The sequence below is a fragment of the Mesorhizobium sp. BHbdii genome (assembly GCF_053848045.1).
The window spans coordinates 361,589-380,757 of sequence record NZ_JBSPKX010000005.1 but is presented as its reverse complement, the minus strand read 5'-3'; the positions used below and the strand labels follow the sequence as shown (position 1 = coordinate 380,757).

The 19,169-nt window shown below is 64.1% G+C and carries 20 protein-coding genes; 16 read left to right on the top strand and 4 right to left on the bottom strand.

Going from position 1 to position 19,169, the window contains the following annotated elements; genetic code table 11:
* Window position 1: 1 nt before the first annotated feature.
* The 3 genes from ACWTU8_RS25405 to ACWTU8_RS25395 all read left to right on the top strand — a co-directional run bounded on the left by ACWTU8_RS25405 (window position 2) and on the right by ACWTU8_RS25395 (window position 3,438).
* The gene (locus ACWTU8_RS25405) at window positions 2-1,288 is read left to right on the top strand and encodes a glutamate-5-semialdehyde dehydrogenase (RefSeq protein ID WP_455850313.1); all 1,287 of its coding nucleotides are present in this window, start codon (window positions 2-4) and stop codon (window positions 1,286-1,288) included.
* 163 nt (window positions 1,289-1,451) lie between these two features.
* The gene (locus ACWTU8_RS25400) at window positions 1,452-2,039 is read left to right on the top strand and encodes a nicotinate-nucleotide adenylyltransferase (protein WP_455850312.1); all 588 of its coding nucleotides are present in this window, start codon (window positions 1,452-1,454) and stop codon (window positions 2,037-2,039) included.
* Window positions 2,040-2,142: 103 nt separating this feature from the next.
* Window positions 2,143-3,438, top strand: a complete 1,296-nt coding sequence (locus tag ACWTU8_RS25395) for an MFS transporter (protein ID WP_455850311.1) — start codon at window positions 2,143-2,145, stop codon at window positions 3,436-3,438.
* Between the two features lie 23 nt (window positions 3,439-3,461).
* Here the strand turns inward: ACWTU8_RS25395 and ACWTU8_RS25390 are convergent, their stop codons facing one another.
* Complete coding sequence (locus tag ACWTU8_RS25390; protein WP_287113893.1) at window positions 3,462-4,316, bottom strand: mechanosensitive ion channel family protein; 855 nt, start codon at window positions 4,314-4,316, stop codon at window positions 3,462-3,464.
* Window positions 4,317-4,556: 240 nt separating this feature from the next.
* Between ACWTU8_RS25390 and rsfS the strand changes: the two genes are divergently transcribed.
* The 10 genes from rsfS to ACWTU8_RS25340 all read left to right on the top strand — a co-directional run bounded on the left by rsfS (window position 4,557) and on the right by ACWTU8_RS25340 (window position 14,029).
* Window positions 4,557-4,934 (top strand): ribosome silencing factor, encoded by a 378-nt coding sequence (gene rsfS / locus ACWTU8_RS25385; protein ID WP_455850391.1) that lies wholly within the window; start codon window positions 4,557-4,559, stop codon window positions 4,932-4,934.
* An 81-nt stretch (window positions 4,935-5,015) separates the two neighbouring features.
* Window positions 5,016-5,498 (top strand): 23S rRNA (pseudouridine(1915)-N(3))-methyltransferase RlmH, encoded by a 483-nt coding sequence (gene rlmH, locus ACWTU8_RS25380; protein ID WP_455850310.1) that lies wholly within the window; start codon window positions 5,016-5,018, stop codon window positions 5,496-5,498.
* A 165-nt stretch (window positions 5,499-5,663) separates the two neighbouring features.
* Window positions 5,664-7,040 carry a murein hydrolase activator EnvC family protein gene (locus tag ACWTU8_RS25375; protein ID WP_455850309.1) on the top strand — a complete coding sequence of 459 codons (1,377 nt, stop codon included), beginning with the start codon at window positions 5,664-5,666 and terminating at the stop codon, window positions 7,038-7,040.
* Window position 7,041: 1 nt separating this feature from the next.
* Entirely contained in the window at window positions 7,042-8,367 is a 1,326-nt protein-coding gene (locus tag ACWTU8_RS25370; protein ID WP_029348996.1) for a S41 family peptidase, read from the top strand.
* Window positions 8,368-8,539: 172 nt separating this feature from the next.
* Window positions 8,540-9,739, top strand: coding sequence for a divergent polysaccharide deacetylase family protein (locus ACWTU8_RS25365; RefSeq protein WP_455850308.1), 1,200 nt, complete (start codon window positions 8,540-8,542; stop codon window positions 9,737-9,739).
* Between the two features lie 2 nt (window positions 9,740-9,741).
* Window positions 9,742-10,263 carry an RNA pyrophosphohydrolase gene (locus ACWTU8_RS25360; protein ID WP_455850307.1) on the top strand — a complete coding sequence of 174 codons (522 nt, stop codon included), beginning with the start codon at window positions 9,742-9,744 and terminating at the stop codon, window positions 10,261-10,263.
* Between the two features lie 89 nt (window positions 10,264-10,352).
* Window positions 10,353-11,504 carry an alanine racemase gene (gene alr, locus ACWTU8_RS25355; protein ID WP_455850306.1) on the top strand — a complete coding sequence of 384 codons (1,152 nt, stop codon included), beginning with the start codon at window positions 10,353-10,355 and terminating at the stop codon, window positions 11,502-11,504.
* A gap of 271 nt (window positions 11,505-11,775) precedes the next feature.
* The gene (gene rnk, locus ACWTU8_RS25350) at window positions 11,776-12,198 is read left to right on the top strand and encodes a nucleoside diphosphate kinase regulator (protein ID WP_455850305.1); all 423 of its coding nucleotides are present in this window, start codon (window positions 11,776-11,778) and stop codon (window positions 12,196-12,198) included.
* A gap of 13 nt (window positions 12,199-12,211) precedes the next feature.
* Window positions 12,212-12,751 carry a nucleoside-diphosphate kinase gene (locus ACWTU8_RS25345; RefSeq protein WP_455850304.1) on the top strand — a complete coding sequence of 180 codons (540 nt, stop codon included), beginning with the start codon at window positions 12,212-12,214 and terminating at the stop codon, window positions 12,749-12,751.
* A 21-nt stretch (window positions 12,752-12,772) separates the two neighbouring features.
* A complete protein-coding gene (locus ACWTU8_RS25340; RefSeq protein WP_455850303.1) occupies window positions 12,773-14,029 on the top strand; it encodes a D-amino acid dehydrogenase in 1,257 nt (418 codons plus the stop codon).
* 96 nt (window positions 14,030-14,125) lie between these two features.
* On the opposite strand, the gene ACWTU8_RS25335 is transcribed toward ACWTU8_RS25340, so the two are convergent.
* Complete coding sequence (locus ACWTU8_RS25335; RefSeq protein ID WP_455850302.1) at window positions 14,126-15,007, bottom strand: LysR family transcriptional regulator; 882 nt, start codon at window positions 15,005-15,007, stop codon at window positions 14,126-14,128.
* A gap of 375 nt (window positions 15,008-15,382) precedes the next feature.
* Here ACWTU8_RS25335 and ACWTU8_RS25330 point away from each other — a divergent pair, with 375 nt between their 5' ends.
* Entirely contained in the window at window positions 15,383-16,879 is a 1,497-nt protein-coding gene (locus tag ACWTU8_RS25330) for a CoA-acylating methylmalonate-semialdehyde dehydrogenase (protein ID WP_455850301.1), read from the top strand.
* 511 nt (window positions 16,880-17,390) lie between these two features.
* A complete protein-coding gene (locus ACWTU8_RS25325; RefSeq protein WP_029348981.1) occupies window positions 17,391-17,690 on the top strand; it encodes a hypothetical protein in 300 nt (99 codons plus the stop codon).
* Between the two features lie 5 nt (window positions 17,691-17,695).
* Here ACWTU8_RS25325 and ACWTU8_RS25320 read toward each other — a convergent pair whose 3' ends face one another.
* A complete protein-coding gene (locus tag ACWTU8_RS25320; RefSeq protein ID WP_455850300.1) occupies window positions 17,696-17,962 on the bottom strand; it encodes a hypothetical protein in 267 nt (88 codons plus the stop codon).
* Between the two features lie 12 nt (window positions 17,963-17,974).
* On the opposite strand from ACWTU8_RS25320, the gene ACWTU8_RS25315 reads away from it, so the two are divergent.
* A complete protein-coding gene (locus tag ACWTU8_RS25315; RefSeq protein WP_455850299.1) occupies window positions 17,975-18,289 on the top strand; it encodes a hypothetical protein in 315 nt (104 codons plus the stop codon).
* 150 nt (window positions 18,290-18,439) lie between these two features.
* Here ACWTU8_RS25315 and ACWTU8_RS25310 read toward each other — a convergent pair whose 3' ends face one another.
* Window positions 18,440-19,099, bottom strand: a complete 660-nt coding sequence (locus ACWTU8_RS25310; RefSeq protein WP_455850298.1) for a GntR family transcriptional regulator — start codon at window positions 19,097-19,099, stop codon at window positions 18,440-18,442.
* Window positions 19,100-19,169 lie beyond the last annotated feature (70 nt).

Genomic DNA, 19,169 nt, shown 5'->3' with positions numbered 1-19,169 from the left:
CATGCTGAAGCTGCATGAAAAATCCCGGGACGACACTGCCGCGCTGATGGCCGATATCGGCCGCCGCGCGCGGGCCGCCGCGCGACCGCTGGCCGTCGCCACAGCCGAGCGCAAGCACGCCGCGTTGATCGCCATGGCGCAGGCGATCCTTCGCCGCGAGCGCGACATTCTCGATGCCAATGCCATCGACATCAGGAATGGCGGGGAGTCCGGGCTGTCGGCGGCGTTAATGGACCGGCTGAAGCTCGACCCGGCGCGCATCCGCACCATGGCCGCCGGGATCCGCGAAATCGCCGAATTGCGCGATCCGGTCGGCGATGTCATTGCCGAATGGGACCGGCCGAACGGCCTGCATATCGAGCGCGTGAGCACGCCGCTCGGCGTGGTCGGCGTTATCTACGAGAGCCGGCCGAACGTGACGGCCGATGCCGGCGCGCTGTGCCTGAAGGCCGGAAATCCGGTGATCCTGCGCGGCGGCTCGGATTCGCTCAACTCCTCGGCGGCTATCCATGCCTGCCTGGTCGAAGGGCTGAAGGCGGCCAAGCTGCCGGAGGATGCCATCCAGCTGGTGCCGACCGCTGACCGCGCCGCCGTCGGCGAGATGCTGAGGGGTCTTGGCGGTGCGCTCGACGTGATCATTCCGCGCGGCGGCCGCAGCCTGGTCGAGCGCGTGCAGAACGAGGCGCGGGTGCCGGTCTTTGCCCATCTCGAAGGCATTTGCCATCTCTATATCGACCGCTCGGCCAAGCTCGACATGGCGGTCAGGATCGCGGTCAACGCCAAGATGCGGCGCACCGGCGTCTGCGGCGCTGCCGAAACACTGCTGGTCGACCGGGCCGTCGCCTCCACCCATCTGGTGCCTATCCTCGACGCGTTGCGCGCGGCAGGGTGCGAAATCCATGCCGACGCCGAGGTGCTGAAAGTTTTTGCTGACGCCAAACCGGCTAGCGACGCCGACTGGGTGACCGAATATCTCGATGCTATCATCGCGGTAAAACTGGTCGACGGCGTTGTCGGCGCGATCGAGCATATCGAGACGTTCTCCTCGCACCATACCGAGGCGATCATCGCCGAGGATGCGAACGCCGTCGAACGGTTCTTCAGCGAGATCGATTCGGCGATCCTTCTGCACAACGCCTCGACGCAATTCGCCGATGGCGGCGAATTCGGCATGGGCGCCGAGATCGGCATCGCCACCGGCAAGATGCACGCGCGCGGCCCGGTCGGGGTCGAGCAACTGACCTCGTTCAAATACCGCGTGCGCGGGACCGGACAGGTGAGGCCTTGAGCACTGATCTTACCCTCCCCGTTGTGGGGAGGGTGGCGAGCATTGCGAGCCGGGAGGGGGTACGACGCTGAACACTGCAACACCCCCACCCCGCTCCGCTTCGCGGATCGACCCTCCCCACAGGGGGGAGGGCAAGGAGCTCGTTCCATCCCACTATCTGAAGATGCCGCATGCCGAAAAGGGCCTGGCCGTCGGGCTGTTCGGCGGCTCGTTCAATCCTGCCCATGCCGGCCATGCACTGGTCGCCGAGATCGCGCTCAGACGTCTGGCGCTCGATCAGCTGTGGTGGATGGTGACGCCGGGCAATCCGCTCAAGAGCGCGCGGGAATTGGCGCCGCTGGCCGAGCGGCTGCGCCGGTCCGAGCAGATCGTCCGGAACCCGAAGGTCAAGGTCACCGCCTTCGAAGCGACCCATTATGTCCGCTTCACCGCCGACACGCTGGCCCTGGTCAAGGCGCGCAACCCGGGCGTCGACTTCGTCTGGATCATGGGCGCCGATTCGCTTCGCGATTTCCACCGCTGGCAGCGCTGGCGCCAGATCGTGATGACGTTTCCGATCGCGGTTGTCGACCGCCCTGGCGCGACGCTGTCGTTCCTGTCGTCGGTCATCGCCAAGACCTTCGATTACGCGCGTGTCGACGAGGGTGACGCGCCGCGGCTCGCCCGCATGAAGGCGCCGGCCTGGACCTTCATTCACGGCCCGCGCTCGTCGCTGTCGTCGACCGCGATCCGCAAAATGGGGCAGGACTGAGCCTGCACGCACTGCGTCCTCCCGCAAGAAGGGGAGAAGGCAAGTCCGGCCATGTCGCATTTGCGGCTGCTTTTCGCCGATCCGTAGGCGATCCTGCGCGGGCATGGCGATTCTCGAGCGAAACCAGACCAGACGCGACCCGGCGCAGGGCAGCCCGCCAGCCCCGGCGATCGCCATTGCCAGCGTCGTCCTGTCGATGGCGCTGGTGGCGGTCGGCAACGGACTGATGTTCGCCTATATTCCGGTCCGGCTCGGCGCCGAGGGCTTCGATCCGACCTGGGCCGGGCTGATCGTCACCGGCCTTTCGGCCGGCGGCCTCGCAGGCTGCATCTTGACCGGTCCGCTGGTGCGGCGCGTCGGCCATGCTCGCGCGTTCATGGTGCTGTCGGCGCTGATCGTGCTGTCGAACGCCGCCGTCGGGGCCGGGCCGCACCCGCTGTCGTGGATCGCGGCACGCGCGCTCTATGGCTTTGCCATATGCGGCCTGTTCATCGTCGCGCAAAGCTGGCTGAACGACGTCGTCGCCAACGCCATACGCGGCAGGGTCATGGCCTTCTTCTACGTCGCCTATGTCGCCGGGCTCGGCGTCGGCTATTCTACACTGGCGCTGATCGATATAAGGGCTGCGGACGCGCCCTTGATCGGCATCGCCTTCACCGCGCTGTCGATCCTCCCCGTTGGGCTGACGCGGCTCGCCCAGCCACCGCCGCCGCAGGCGGCGTCGGTCGCGCTTGGCCGGGCCTGGCGGATTTCGCCGGTGGGCGTCGCCGGCATGCTTGCCGTCGGCGGCCTGTCGATGACGATTTCGGGCTTCGCGCCGATCCATGCCACGGCCAAGGGCTACAGCCAGGCAGATGTGGCACTGCTTTTGTCGGTGATGCCTGTCGGCACATTGATCCTGCAGATCCCGCTCGGATGGATTTCCGACCGCACCGACCGGCGATTTGTGCTGGTCGCCGCTTCGGCGCTTGCCATGGTGGCGGGCCTGTTCGCCCTCGGCTTCGATGGTGGTGCGCTGGCGGCGCTGGTCGTCATCTATGTGATCTGGGCCGGCGCGTCGGAATCGATCTATTCGCTGGCCAGCGCACATGCCGCCGACCGCGCCGGCAAGGACGACATGGTGGCGCTGTCCAGTTCGCTTCTTTTTGCGTGGTCGCTGTCCGGCTTCATCGTGCCCGGCATCGTGACCGGGCTTTCCGCCATCTATGGAACGCAGGCTTTCATCTATGTGGCCATCGTCATTGCCACTGGTTTTTGCCTGTTCGTGCTGTGGCGTGTGGTGGCGATGTCACCTGTCCCCGCCGCCGAAACCGGCAATTTCGCGCCGATGACGGCGCAAGCACCGTTGCCGGTAGACCTCGCTTTCCCATCCGAAGCACAGCGTCGCGCGGACAAGTAGACCTACGCCGGCAATTGATCATATCACTGTCTGGTGGTGGCTTCCTGCCGTGGCGCTTCCGGTGGTGGCGCGGGTATAGAAACGCCTTCGCTGTCGAAAGCCTGCTTGGCGCGTTTGGTGAGATCGATCTGGGTGGCGAAGAAATCCGCAGCCGAGGTCCAGTAACGCAAGGTGATGGCGACGTTGCTGTCGCCGACGGTCGCTACAAAGGCAATCGGCGCCGGCTCCCGCCTGACACGTCGGTCGGCTGCGGCGACGCCGAGCATGGTCTTTTGAGCGAAATCGATGTCGTTCCAGGAGCCGATGGTCAGCGTGATGTCGCCACGTCGGGCACCGTTGCGTGTATAGTTGCGGACAGGCTGGTTCCACAGCGTCGAATTGGGGGCGAGGATGTAGACGCCGTCGACCGTTCTCAACGTGGTGGCGAACAGGCCGATTTCCTCGATGGTCCCGGCGATGGCGCCGACCTCGACATATTCGCCGATGCGGAATGGCCGCAACGCCAGCAGCATGATGCCGGCGGCAATGTTCTGCAGGGTGCCCTGCAGCGCCAGGCCGATGGCCAGGCCGATGGCACCAATGGCGGCAATGATTGAGGTCGTCTGGACGCCGAACTGGCCGAGCACCATGACGACGACGAGGATCAGTATGGCGTAACGGACGATCCTCGAGAAGAAGTGGCGCAGCGTCGTGTCGAAGCCATGGATATGGCCGAGGCCGGCATAGATCGAGCGCTGGGCAAGACCGGCGACGGTATAGCCGAGGACCAGCAGGATGACGGCGCCGATGGCCGAGAAGGCGTACGAGACGATCAGCGCGCTGACCTGCGCAAGGCCGGACTGCACGGTGAGGAGAGCGTTCTGAGGGTCGATAGGCATGAGGGGGATCCGGTTGGTCAATGCGCCGATAACCCAGGCCAGGCGACAAGAGTTCCGTTTTTTCTTCAACTACGGAACCGGAAGAACGGTTCTTCGTTGGCTACAGCAGGGCTGCCGTCTTGAAACTGCAACGCAACTCTGCCTATCTAAGGGGTGTCACCTGCTTTGAAGGGTGATTTGGTTGTTCTTGCTGCGAAAGGAAATACACTGAGAACAGCACTGTGGAAGAAGGCCGACATCGTGCCTTCGCCGGCCGGGATCAGCGTAAACGACGCCGTGTCCCGCGCCATCAAGACAGTCCTTGCCAGTCTGGAAGACTCCAAGGCCGAAAACATCGTCTCAATCGACATTCAGGGAAAATCGAGCCTCGGTGACTATATGGTCATCGCGTCCGGCCGATCGCACCGTCATGTCTCGGCTGTCGCCGATCATCTCCTCACGGCGCTCAAGGATGCCGGGCTCGGCACGGCGCGCGTCGAGGGATTGGCCGGCGCCGACTGGGTCCTGATCGATTCGGGCGACATCATCGTCCATGTCTTCCGTCCCGAAGTCCGCGACTTCTATAATCTCGAAAAGATGTGGCAAGCGCCGGACCTCGAGGAAGAGACCCTCCACTGAGCCGAATTTGATTGATGCATGTCGTTCCCAAAACCGGTGACCACTTTTGGTGACATGCATTAGCGGCTCTTCGAGGCAGGGATGAAAATCACCGTTCACGCCGTGGGCCGGATGAAAGCCGGCCCCGAGAAGCAGCTCGCCGACAGGTATTTCGAGCGCTTCGCCAAGAGCGGGCAGGCCGTGGGGCTCGAATTCTCGGGGGTTGTCGAGATTCCGGAGGGCCGCGCCCAGACCGCCAACGAGCGTCGCCGCGAAGAAGGCCAGAAGCTGCAGACGCAGCTGCAGCCCGGTACCGCGCTGATGCTGCTCGACGAGCGAGGCAAGAACTTTTCCTCCGAGGATTTCGCCGGGCGCATCGGCCTGTTGCGTGATGGCGGCCGCAAGGCACTCGTCATCGCCATCGGCGGTGCCGACGGTCACGACCAGTCGCTGCGCGATCAGGCCGATCTGATGGTATCGTTCGGCGCGCTGACATGGCCGCACCAACTGGTCCGTGTCATGTTGGGCGAGCAGCTTTACCGGGCCCTCACTATTCTTTCGGGTCATCCCTATCATCGCTCGTGAGTCCTTGCCCGCAAATCCATGGGCAGGCTCCAACCCAAAACCCGTGGATTGGCGTGAGCCGCCCGGATTTTCGCCTCAATGCGTCACGAGGCTGTTTGTGGTCGGCAGGGCTCTCGAACATGGTTGATGGTTCGTTAACGAAGCCACGCATAGAGTCGGGCTTCAATGTCTGAAGATTGGAAATCGCGAACGGGCTTTTGGCGCGCACGCTGCGGCTTGGCAGCGGCGCTGCTTATGCTGTCGCTTGGTGCCTCGCGGGCTGAGAACAGGCTCGACATGGCGCCTGATCCGGACCAGAGCCGTGCCGAATACGAACGGGTGTCGAAGGAGATCACGCTGTCGTCGGAGCGGTTGGCCAAGCTCGCCGCCGACATGGCGACGGTCAAGAAGGACCATGCCTCTATCACCGCGGCGCTGATCCAGTCGGCGATGACCGAGCAGAAGCTCGGCCAGGACATCGAGGACATCGGTGCCAAGCTGGAAGGGTTGAAGGGCGAGGAGCAGAAAATCCGCGCCTCGCTGGCCGCTAGACGCGACGTTCTGGCCGAGGTGCTGGCCGCGCTGCAGCGTATGGGGCTCAATCCGCCGCCGGCCATCCTGGTCAAGCCGGAGGACGCGCTGTCGTCGGTGCGCAGCGCCATCCTGCTCGGCGCCGTGGTGCCGGAACTGCGCCAGCAGACCGAGATATTGCTGGCGGACCTCAAGGAGCAGTCGCGGGTGACCGCTTCGATCGAGGCGGAGCGGGCGCGGCTGACGGCGGCAGTCGGCGAACAGACGGCGGAAAAGAAGCGGCTCGGCATGCTGCTCGAAGCCAAGCAGAAGCTCGAGGCCGAAACGCAAACGGCACTGGCGGCGGAAAAGCAGCGATCCGCAGCACTGGCGGCCAAGGCCGGCAGCCTGAAGGAACTGATCGCCTCGCTCGAGGCCGACAAGGCCCGCAAAGCGGCGGACGCGGCGGAGGCAGCCGAGCAGAAGGCCGCGGACGCCGACAAGGCTCCGGCACAGACGGCTCCGGCACAGACGGCCCCGGCACAGAAGGCCCCGGCACAGACGGAACTGACGGCCCTGCCGGTCCCGGAAGCCAACCGGCTCACCGCCACTGCACCGTTTTCGGCGCTTCAGGGGCAGATCGCGCTGCCCGTCACCGGCAAGATCAAGCGGCGGTTCGGGGCCAGCGACGATAACGGCGCAGTGATGCTCGGTGACATGGTTGCGACACAATCGGGAGCCATCGTCACCGCGCCAGCGGACGGAAATGTGCTTTATGCGGGACCTTTTCGCTCCTATGGTCAACTCTTGATCCTGAACGCGGGTGACGGCTATCATGTCGTTCTCGCGGGGATGAGCAGAATCAGCGTCGCGTCTGGCCAGTCGGTGCTCGCAGGGGAGCCAGTCGGCGCGATGGGAGAGGCCCGGGTGGCGAGCACCTCGGCATCGAAGAATGGAAATGCCACGCCGGAGCTCTATGTTGAGTTCCGCAAGGATGGAAAACCCGTCGATCCGACCCCATGGTGGGCGGACCGTTTCTCTGGAAGGACGTGAGATGATGCGGAAACTTTCGCTTCTGTTTGCCGGTGCGCTGATGGGCGCATCCGCGATGAGCCTGGTCTATGGCGCCCCCGGCTCGACGGCGAACGCTGCGGGCTCCGAGACCTATAAGCAGCTGGCGATCTTTGGTGACATCTTCGAGCGGGTGCGGGCGCAGTATGTGACGCCGCCCGACGACAAGTCGCTGGTCGAAAACGCTATCAACGGCATGCTTACCTCACTCGACCCGCACTCCTCGTATATGAACGCCGAAGAGGCGCAGGACATGCGCGTGCAGACCAAGGGCGAGTTCGGCGGCCTCGGCATCGAGGTCACCATGGAGAACGACCTGGTCAAGGTGATCACGCCGATCGACGATACGCCGGCCGCCAAAGCGGGCGTGCTTGCCGGCGACTATATTGCCAAGATCGACGGCGAGGAGGTTCGCGGCCTGAGCCTCAACGACGCGGTCGAGAAGATGCGCGGGCTGGTCAACACGCCGATCAAGCTCACTATCCTGCGCCAGGGCGCCGACAAGCCGATCGAGCTGACGGTGGTGCGCGACATCATCAAGGTCAAGGCGGTCAAGTTTCGGGTCGAGAACGACATCGGCTACATGAAGATCACCTCCTTCACCGAAAAGACCCATGACGACCTCGAGAACGCCATCGACACCATCAAGAAGCAGGTGCCGGACGAAAAGCTCAAGGGCTACGTGCTCGATCTGCGCCTCAATCCGGGCGGGTTGCTCGACCAGGCGGTGAGCGTGTCCGACGCCTTCCTCACCCGTGGCGAGATCGTCTCGACGCGCGGCCGCGATCCGAAGGACGTCACCCGCTTCGACGCGCGGCCGGGCGACGACATCGACGGCAAGCCGCTGGTCGTGCTCGTCAATGGCGGCTCGGCCAGTGCGTCCGAAATCGTCGCCGGCGCGCTGCAGGATCTGCGCCGCGCCACGGTGGTCGGCACGCAGTCCTTCGGCAAGGGTTCGGTGCAGACCATCGTCCCGCTCGGCGAGAACGGCGCGCTGCGCCTGACGACGGCGCTCTATTACACGCCGTCCGGCAAGTCGATCCAGGGCAAGGGCATCACGCCCGACATCAAGGTCGACCAGCCGTTGCCGCCGGACCTGCAGGGCAGGGATTTGACGCGCGGCGAGTCGGACCTCAAGGGCCACATCAAGGGCAGCGACGAGGGCGATACCGGTTCGGGCTCAGCAGCCTATGTGCCGCCGGAGCCGAAGGACGACCTGCAACTCATCTTTGCCGAGCAGTTGCTGCGCGGCGAGAAGACCGATCCGGCGTTCCCGCCGAATCCGGACAAGGCCGTGCTGAACCAGTAGGGGCCGTGCTGAACCAGTAGGGGCCGTGCCGAACCAGTAGGGGCCGTGCCGAACCAGTAAAGGTCGATCAGGCCGGACAACAGGTCTGGCTGCCTGATCGAAGCGATGTAATGCTGCCGGGGCCGCAAGGCCTCGGCAGTTTGATTCGGGGGAACCGCGGCTGGGATGCGGCTTGGCTGACATCGGCAACGACATCGAACGCCCACTCGGGCAGGCCGTCCGGCCGCCGCGCGCGCCCCGCAGGATCAGCGCGGGTGTGGTCGCGGCCACGCTCCTGGTGCTGGCCGTAATCGGCGTCTCCGGCGCGATTGCGCTGCGCGAAAGGCCGTTTCGAAAGCCGGAAGAAGTCGCCGTTTCGACGCCGAAGACGACAGCAGTGGTCGAATCCGCAGCGCCGACCACTGAGCCGGCATTGAAGGCGGAAGCAGCATCCAAGACGAGCGGATCCAAGATGGGCAGGCCCGAGACGGGCGAGCCGCAGATCATCCACATGCAGACCGAAGAGGGCAATGGTTCGCCCAGGGCGGCCATTGTCATTCGCGACCCTTCGACGATCGGCCAAAATCTGAGGATCGCGCATATTCCCGACAGGGCGCTGGTCGAGGCCGGCGAAACCGGCCCATTGCCGGTTCGTGCCGCTGACGGCAGGCGGCCGTTCGATCTCTATGCGCGGCCGTGGTCCGGTTCACGCGGTGCGCGCGTGGCGATTGTCATCGGCGGGCTTGCCGTGTCGCAGACCGGCACGCAGGCGGCCATCGCAAAGCTGCCGGCCGAAGTGACCCTGGGCTTCGCGGCGCAGGGCAACAGCATCGGCCGATGGATGCAGGCGGCGCGGCAAAGCGGCCATGAGATAGTCATGCAGGTGCCGCTCGAACCGTTCGACTATCCGAACGTCAATCCCGGCCGCAACACGCTGACGGTCGCTGCGACGGCGGACGAGAATTTGAAGAATTTGCGCTGGGCGCTGTCGCGGACGACCAACTACACCGGCGTCATGAACTATATGGGCGCACGTTTTTCGGCCGATGAGGCGGCGATGGGGCCGCTGATGGCAGAGCTCGGCAGGCGCGGCCTGGCCTATGTTGACGACGGTTCGTCGGCGCGTAGCCTGGCACCCGACCTGGCGTTGAAAAACGGCGTGCCGTTCGTTGCCGGCGACACGTCGATCGACGCGGTGCGGGACCGCGGCGCCATTTTGAAGAAGCTGGACGAGCTGGAAGCCACCGCGCGGGCGAAAGGCTTTGCCGTCGGCATCGGCTCGGCCTTCGACCTGACGGTCGACACCGTGTCCGCCTGGGTGGTCGAGGCCAAGAAGCGCGGCATCGAGATCGTGCCGATTTCGGCAGTGGCGGTGGATCCGGAAAAAGGTTGAGCATGACGAAGAAAGAACCGGTCGATCCCGAGACGCTGCCTTATCGTCGCTGTGTCGGACTGATGATCCTCAACGGCGACGGGCTGGTCTGGGTCGGGCATCGCATTGCCGAGCCGGACAGCGAATTCGCCGGCACGACGCAGCTCTGGCAGATGCCGCAGGGCGGCATCGACAAGGGCGAAGAGCCGCTGCAGGCGGCACAGCGGGAACTCTACGAAGAAACCGGCATGCGCAGCGTCTCGTTGCTGGATGAGGCGCCGAACTGGATATATTACGACCTGCCGGCCCATCTGGTCGGCATCGCCTTCAAGGGGAAATATCGCGGCCAGACGCAAAAATGGTTCGCCTTCCGCTTTCACGGCGACGTGAGCGAGATTGAGATCAATCCGCCGCCGGGCGGCCACACCGCCGAGTTCGACAAATGGGATTGGCGGCCAATGGAGGAATTGCCCAACCTGATCGTGCCGTTCAAGCGTCAGGTCTATGAGGATGTGGTTGCGGCGTTCCGGCATCTGGTTGCGTAGCTTGGCGCAAGCCGCGCTCGCGCCGACCACGGTTGCCGCGTCAGCGCGGTGGCCTTATGGATGGCCAATCCGCTGCAGACGGGGTTGGCATGAACGGCGCTTCCAAAAAATCTCTTTCTGAAAGGGTCGCCGTCAAAGCCGCGCCGATCAGCGAAGTGGCGGCCGGCGCCATATTGACCGTCGATCTCGGCGCTATCCGCGAAAATTACCGGCGGCTCAAGGCGCGTTTAGGCGATGTTGGCTGCGCGGGTGTCGTCAAGGCCGACGGCTACGGGCTCGGCGGGGCCCAGGTGGCGGCGGCGCTGGCGGCCGAGGGCTGCGCTACTTTTTTCGTCGCGCATCTGGCCGAAGGTGTCTTGCTGCGCCAGGCGCTCGGCGCACGGCCGGCGATATACGTGCTGAACGGCATTCAGCCGGGCGCTGAAAGCGAAGCCGTCGAAGCGGGGCTGGGGGCGGTTATCAACAGCGCCGGCCAATTCGCCGCCTGGCGCTCGGCGGCACAGCGGGCCGGCCGCAAGCTCAAGGCTGCAATCCAGGTCGACAGCGGCATGTCGCGGCTCGGCATGGCGGCAGCCGAGGTGGAGGCCGTCACTGCCGATCCGCGGGCTTTCGACGGCATCAACGCCACGTTCGTGATGAGCCATCTCGCTCGCGCCGACGAGCCCGAGCATCCGGCCAACGAGCAGCAGCGGCTGGAATTCGAGCGGCTGCGCAGGATGCTGCCACCGGTGCCGGCCTCGCTGGCCAACTCCTCCGGCATCTTTCTTGGGCAGCCCTTTCACTACGACCTCGCCCGGCCCGGTGCGGCGCTCTACGGCATCAATCCGACGTCAGCCCAGGAAAATCCGATGCTGCCTGTGGTGCGGCTTCAGGCAAAGGTCATACAGACGCGCAGCCTCGATAGGGGAGCCGGCGTCGGCTATGGCCATATTTTTCACGTGACCGATTCGCTGGTCGCCGCAACGATCTCGCTTGGCTATGCCGATGGCTGGCATCGTCGCGCGGCTTCCGCCGCCTGGTTCGAAAATGTGCGTTTGCCGTTCGTGGGCCGTGTATCGATGGATTCGATCGTTCTCGACATTTCGGCCCTGCCGCCCGACAGGCTGAAGGCGGGTGACCTCGTCGAACTGATCGGACCGTCGCAGACGGTGGATCAGGCGGCCGGCCATGCCGGCACCATCGGCTATGAAATCTTGACCAGCCTCGGACACCGTTTTCACCGGCGCTATATCGGCGGTTGAGCGATTTCGCCGCGCTTGACAAGCGAGGGCTTCTCGGCAAGGCTTCATACATGAGCAACCTCGCCCATATCAGAACCTGTTTCAGGGTCTGCCCCATCGCGGGAGCGTAGCCCCGGGACGGCTGCCGTTTGGCAGCCGCCTGAATCGGGGCATCTAATCACTGACATCGTCATCGAGCCTTCAGTTCTTTGCGCTGACGGCTTTCATCGGGCCGTCGTTGGCACGACGGCAGCGCGCATTCGTTCGATGCGCCAAGTACACGAGGTTTGCCATGCAACATGCAACAACACAGGCTGGCCCGCAAAGCCGGATTCTGGTCAGCGACGCGGATCATGGCAGGCTGACCAGCCTGGCCAGAGCCTATCTCGAGCGCGCCCCCGACATGGCCGAAGAGCTGCTGGCGGAAATGGATCGAGCCAGGGTCACGAGGGCGGCAGCGATGCCGGCCGGCGTGGTGCGGATGGGTTCGACGGTGACGATCCTCAGCAATGACGGGAGCTCGCAACGCATTACGCTGGTCTATCCGGGCGAAGCCGACATTGCCGAAAGCAGGATATCGGTGCTGACGCCGCTCGGGACGGCCCTCATCGGAGCAGCCACCGGCCAGGTGGTGAGCTGGCGAAGTCGCGACGGCAGAGACTTGTCAGTGACCATCGACGCTGTCGAGGCACTCCCGTCTGCCCGACTGCCTTGATCGGGAGACTTTCATGCCAAGCACAATCTGTCGCCTGACGATGAAGGATTTCTCGGTGCTCGAACTAATGTTGGCGCGTCGGCGGCCATTCGCCGATCCGATCGTGCCGATGCTTGAGCACAAGCTCTCGCACGCCTGCATCGTCCCGATCGATTCGGTCGATCCCGACGTCGTGACGCTGAACAGCAGGGTGGTCTTCCACATCGATTCCGGGCCGTCGGAGACGCGAACTCTGGTGCAAAACGAGATGCGCGGACCAGTCGGATCCAGCTTGCCCGTCACCACCAGGCGAGGGATTTGCATGCTCGGGATGGCGCAGGGGCAGACTGCGCTTGTCGAGCAGCCGGACGGCAGGCGGGAATTGATGCTGATCGACACCGTGCTTTACCAGCCTGAGGCAGCGCGGCGAGCGGCAGAGGAAAAGCGGATGGCCGAGCGGCGACCGCACAAGCTCACTCTTGTCTACAGCGCCACGGCGGACGACAGGCCACTTGGCGAAATAGGTAAAATCCGGCAGACAGGGGAGGACGATCCTGGCCCCTCGTCGGCGTGATCGGCCTTTAAGGAGCGAGCGATGAAGATCTTCGTGCTGGGCGGCGGCGTCATCGGGGTCACCACCGCTTATTATCTGGCCGAGGCCGGCCATGAAGTGACTGTCATCGACCGCCAGAAGGGTCCGGCGCTGGAAACCAGCTTTGCCAATGCCGGCGAGATTTCGCCCGGCTACGCCTCGCCCTGGGCCGGTCCGGGCGTCCCGCTGAAAGCGATCAAATGGCTGTTGATGAAGCATGGTCCGCTGGTGGTGCGGCCGACTCTCGATCCGCATATGTGGGTATGGCTGGTCAGGATGCTGCGCAACTGCACGGCTGAGCGCTATGCGGTGAACAAGGCGCGGATGGTGCCTTTGGCCGAATACAGCCGCGACACGCTGAAAGCGTTGCGCGAGGCGAGCGGCATCGCGTATGACGAGCGCGCCAAGGGAACGCTGCAGCTTTTTCGCACTCAACAGCAGCTCGACGGCACTGCCGGCGATGTCGAAGTGTTGAAGACATATGGCGTTCCCTACGAGATTCTCGATCCCGACGGCTGCATCTCAGCCGAGCCGGGGCTGGCAGGGGTGCGTGATAAATTCGTCGGAGGCCTGCGACTGCCGGGCGACGAAACCGGTGACTGCAAGATGTTCACCGACCGTCTGGCCGAGCTCTGCGTGGCGCGTGGTGTCACCTTCGAATACGACACGGAGATACGGCGCTTCGTCAAGAAGCGCAACCGTATCGCCAACCTCAGTACGAGCAAAGGTTGGAAGGCTGCCGACGCCTATGTGATGGCGATGGGCAGCTATTCGGCCAAGTTCATGCGCACGCTGAAACGACCCGTCCCGGTCTATCCGGTCAAGGGCTATTCGATCACTGTGCCGATCAAGGATGCTGCCGCAGCACCGGTGTCGACGGTGATGGACGAGACCTACAAGGTGGCGATCACCAGGCTCGGCGACCGCATCCGGGTCGGTGGCACGGCGGAAATTTCCGGCTTCGACCTGACGCTGCATGAATCGCGGCGGCGCACGCTCGAACATTCGCTTGGCGACCTTTTTCCGGGCAGCGGCGATATGAAGTCGGCGACCTTTTGGTGCGGGTTGCGGCCGATGACGCCGGACGGGCCGCCGCTGATCGGCCGCACCGAGTTCTCCAACCTTTATCTCAACACCGGCCATGGCACGCTCGGCTGGACCATGGCCTGCGGCTCGGCCAAGGTCCTGGCCGACATCATTTCGAGCCGGGTGCCGGACATCAATGTCCGCGACCTCGGACCGGAGCGATACCAGCGGTAGGATCGGAAGTGTCCTTCACGCATTCGAGCGCGGTGAGGAACTTGCCCGCGACTTGGATCAAGCTTCAACACACTTCGCCGCGTCAGATGAATATCATCAGACGAACAGGCTTCGCTCCCGTTCCACCGCCTTGGTGATGAAGCTCGCGACGATCTGGACGCGGCGCAGCGGTCTGACCGATTCGTGATAGACCAACCAGTAGGCGCGGCGGATGGGCGCGACAATGTCGACAGCCACCAGTTCCGGCATCGAACGGGCGACGAAGGTGTGCAGAATGCCGATGCCGGCGCCGGAGCGCACCGCTTCAGCCTGGCCGAGTGCCGAGGAGATGGCGAAGCTCGCGCGCCAGTCGGCGCTGAACTCGGCCGCATAGTCGAGCGACGGGCTGACGATGAGGTCCGGCACATAGCCGATCAGCGTGTGCCGGCCGAGCTCGGCGGGCGTCTGGGGCAGGCCATGCGTTTCGGTATAGGCGCGGGACGCGAACAGGCCGAGCGTGTAGTCGACCAGCTTCCCCGCCACCAGCCTGCCTTCGGTCGGCCGCTCCACGGTGATGGCGATGTCGGCTTCGCGCCTGGACAGCGAGAAGGAACGCGGCACCGGCACCAGCTGGATGGTGAGTTCGCGGTGAAGCGCCGTCAGTGCGCCGAGGCGTTTGGCCAGGAAGGCGACGCCGAAACCATCAGGCGCGCCGATGCGCACCGTGCCCGAAACATCGTCGCCTTCGCCCGCCACGGTCGAGCGCGCGGCGATCATGTCGCCTTCCATGCGCTCGGCGATGTCGAGAAAGCGCTCGCCAGCCGGCGTCAGCTCGCTGCCGGTGGTCAGCCGACGAAAAAGTTTTGTGCGCAGCGCATCCTCGAGTGCGGCGACGCGGCGCGAGACGGTGGCGTGGTTGAGCTCCAGCCGCTTGGCCGCGCCAAGGATCTGGCCGGCACGCGCCACGGCGAGGAAGATGCGGACGTCATCCCAATTCATGAGGGTGATCCGTATGACGACGATTACGGCAGCGCTCCAAGGCGCCCCCCTCTGTCCTGCGGGACATCTCCCCTACTTGGGGGGAGATCGGCCGGCCGCTCCGGCGGCGACTTCCTTGCAACGGGTTGGCGAAAGTCGGGATGACAGCCAATCTCCCCACTCGTGGGGGAGATGTCCGGCAGGACAGAGGGGGCGCGAATGAACTCAGTTTCTCAATCCTTGCTGCTAGGGACCTGCATTCTTACCATTTGCGGCAATTGATGCACAGCCGCGCACCGCTATCTATTTACCGCACAACGGTTGCGTTTTCGCTGGCGTTGCCATGGGCCGCGCAAAGGCGGACAATAGCGCATCACAAATACAGGGAGAGAAACCATGATCGAATACGGTCATTTTATCGGCGGCAAGCGTGTCGCAGGGACCAGCGGCCGCAAGCAGGACGTCATGCAGCCGATGGACGGCACGGTGCGCGGCACGGTGGCGCTGGCTTCGCAGGCTGAACTGCGCGCGGCTGTGGAAAACGCCAAGGCGGCGCAGCCCGGCTGGGCGGCGACCAATCCGCAGCGGCGCGTGCGCGTCTTGATGAAGTTTCTCGAACTGGTCGCCCGGGAGTATGATGCGCTGGCTGACATTCTGGCGCGCGAACACGGCAAGACCATCGCCGACGCCAAGGGCGACATCCAGCGCGGCCTGGAAGTGGTCGAGGTCTGCATCGGCGCACCGCACATGATGAAGGGCGAGTTCACCGACGGCGCCGGCCCCGGCATCGATGTCTATTCGATGCGCCAGCCGCTCGGCGTCGTTGCCGGCATCACGCCGTTCAATTTTCCGGCGATGATCCCATTGTGGAAGATCGCGCCGGCTATCGCTTGCGGCAACGCCTTCATCCTGAAGCCTTCGGAGCGCGACCCCGGCGTGCCGATTCGCATCGCCGAGCTGTTCATCGAGGCCGGCCTGCCGGCGGGCATCCTCAATATCGTCAACGGAGACAAGGACGTGGTCGACGCCATCCTCGACGATCCCGACATCAAGGCCATCGGCTTTGTCGGCTCGACGCCGATCGCCCAGTACATCTATTCGCGCGGCTGCGCGGCCGGCAAGCGCGTGCAGTGCTTCGGCGGCGCTAAGAACCACATGATCATCATGCCCGACGCCGACATGGACCAGACCGTCGACGCGCTGATCGGCGCCGGCTACGGCTCGGCCGGCGAGCGCTGCATGGCGATCTCGGTGGCTGTCCCGGTCGGCAACGATACCGCCAATCGGCTGATGGAAAAGCTGGTGCCGCGCGTCGAAAGCCTGAAGGTCGGCCCGTCGACGGATTCGTCCGCCGATTTCGGCCCGCTGGTGACGGCGCAGGCGCTGGAGCGGGTCAAGGGCTATGTCGATACCGGCGTCAGGGAAGGCGCCAAGCTGGTCGTCGACGGCCGCGGCTTTTCCATGCAGGGCTATGAGAACGGCTACTATATGGGCGGCTGCCTGTTCGACAACGTGACCGCCGACATGCGCATCTACAAGGAAGAGATCTTTGGGCCGGTGCTCTCCGTAGTACGCGCGCCGACTTACGAGAACGCGATCAAGCTCGCCAACGACCACGAAATGGGCAACGGCGTCGCCATTTTCACCCGCGACGGCGATGCAGCCCGCGACTTCGCCTCGCGAGTCCAGGTCGGCATGGTCGGTATCAACGTGCCGATCCCGGTGCCGATCGCCTATTATACGTTCGGCGGCTGGAAAGCGTCTTCCTTCGGCGACCTCAACCAGCACGGACCGGACGCGTTCCGTTTCTACACCAAGACTAAGACGGTGACCTCGCGCTGGCCGTCCGGCGTCAAGGACGGCGCCGAATTCGTCATCCCGACAATGAACTAGCCGGACGATTGTTTGTTTGCGCGTCCTCGCCTTCGGCTGGGGGCGCGCGGGCAGGCATCAAGGACGGGCCGAATTCGTCATCCCGACAATGAACTAGCCGGACGATTGTTTGTTTGCGCGTCCTCGCCTTCGGCTGCGGGCGCGCGGGCAGGCATCAGGGACGGGCCGAATTCGTCATCCCGACAATGAACTAGCCGGACAGTTGCTTGTTTGCGCGTCCTCGCCTTCGGCTGCGGGCGCGGGCAGGCGTCAAAGACGGCCGAATTCGTCATCCCGACAATGAACTAGCCGGTCGACAAGCTGGTCCAGATTTGTAAATCGAGAAGAAAAGGGCCTGGCTAGCGACCGGGCCTTTTTGTTGACCAGTCGCGGCCCGTATGTGCGTGAACGCTAATGTGATGGAACCAGGCGGCGGCAGAAACCTTAATCTGCAATCCTGCCGCGAGAAGGCGCGGCAGATCAAGCGCTGGCGACAGCTTCGGGGAGATCGGCCGGCGCAAGGAGGTGTCAGATGATGCGTCTTATGGTGTCGATAGTTGGCGCGGCGGCTGCCGCGTTTTCCGCCGCTCCGGCAACAGCGGCCGAACAATGCGCGCCACGAGCCGACATGATCAAGGCGCTCGGCGAGAAGTTCCGGGAAAATCCGACCGCGCTCGGCGTCGTCAATCCGAATGTGATTGTTGAAGTCTTCGTTTCCGATAAAGGCACCTGGACCATCCTCGCCAGCGACACACGCGGACAAAGCTGCGTGGTTTCGGTGGGTGAAGGCTGGGAGAGCGCGGTGACGACAGCCGCACTGCCAGGCACCTGAGCCGCTTAGCGCGTGACAGCCGCCTCGGCATGGCCGCGCAGGCCGCGATTCTGGGCGACGATCTTGAACTGATCCACAGGCGCCCCAGCGGGCGCCTGCTTGCGCTTTTTCGTTGCCGACACCATATACGGAACATAGTGGGAACATCTTGAATCGTCCCCGCTAATGACAGACCGGAACACGGAAAGGAACGACGCGATGGTGACGACGTCGGAACCGGCCTGGATCGTTCCGGCAAAATGACGCGCCCCCTTTGCCGGACGTGATGGCAAAGGAGGTGCCCTATGGCACGCAAATCGCTGTTGGTCTGGGTGAAAACCCTGGTTCTTGCTGGCGTATTGGCGGTGGGTACGAACGCCGCAAGCGCCCAATATCAATACTGCGTTGAACATGGCGATCTTGTCGCCCACCTGAGCGAGGAGTTCCAGGAAAGACAGTTTGCTTTCGGGCTGATCGGTCAGATGGCGATTATGGAAGTCTATGTCGCCGACACCGGAAGCTGGACGATCATCGTTACCGATGTCGCCGGCAGAAGCTGCATCGTCGCGGCCGGCGAACATTGGGAAAACGTGATGATCCCGGCCGATCAGGACGCATGACGGAAATTAGGCGATGCTCGGCACCTGGCAGCAGCCTCCGGGCGCTTTCCGGTCTTTTGCTCTTTCTTTCGCCGTCAGACCAGGCGCGCTCGATGCCTTTTTGAGATGGGCGGGACTCAAAAAGCCAGCCGAAGCTTTGATGCCGACCTGCTAGCGCGTGGCAGCCGCCTCGGCATGGCCGCGCAGCAGCGCCATCAGGCGCTTGGCATCCTTGGCGGCGGCGTCTTCGTCGCCGTCGAGGATCGAGCGGATCAGCGCGACGTGGTGCTCGGCCGATTCGGCGAGCCCGGTATCGGCCTTGTAGCGGAACCAGAAGCGGCGGCTGTGGGTCTGCAAGGGAGCAGCCAGCCGCGCGGCGAACGGGTTGTCGGCCGCCAGTGCCAGCGCCTCGTCGAGCGCCTTGTCGGCCTGAATGAAGGCTAGTACATTGCCTGATATCACCGCCTTCTGCATGGCAAGCGCGGCATCGTGAAACAGGTCGGCGGCCTCACGGGTGACGAAGCGGGCGGCCGAACGGGCAAGAACCACCTCGACGCCACGCCGTGCATCGAGAACGCGCAACCAGTCGCCGGGATGGAGCGGGGCAATGGCGATGCCGGCACGGGGCCGGACCTCCAGCAGTCCCTCCCACGCCAGTCGCTGGATCGCCTCGCGCACCGGCGTGCGGCCAAGTCCCAGCCTGTCGATCACGGCGCCCTCGGTGATGAAGCTTGAAGGCGCCAGTTCGAGCGTTACGATCATGTGCTCGAGCACCCGGTAGGCTTTCGTCGCCACTGGCTCGAACGCTGGGCTTGTTTCATTGAATATCAAAGGCGAACTCCTGATATTTTTTGATATATCATAGCGAATTCCGTGTTGACAGTCCGTTTGTTGAGAAATA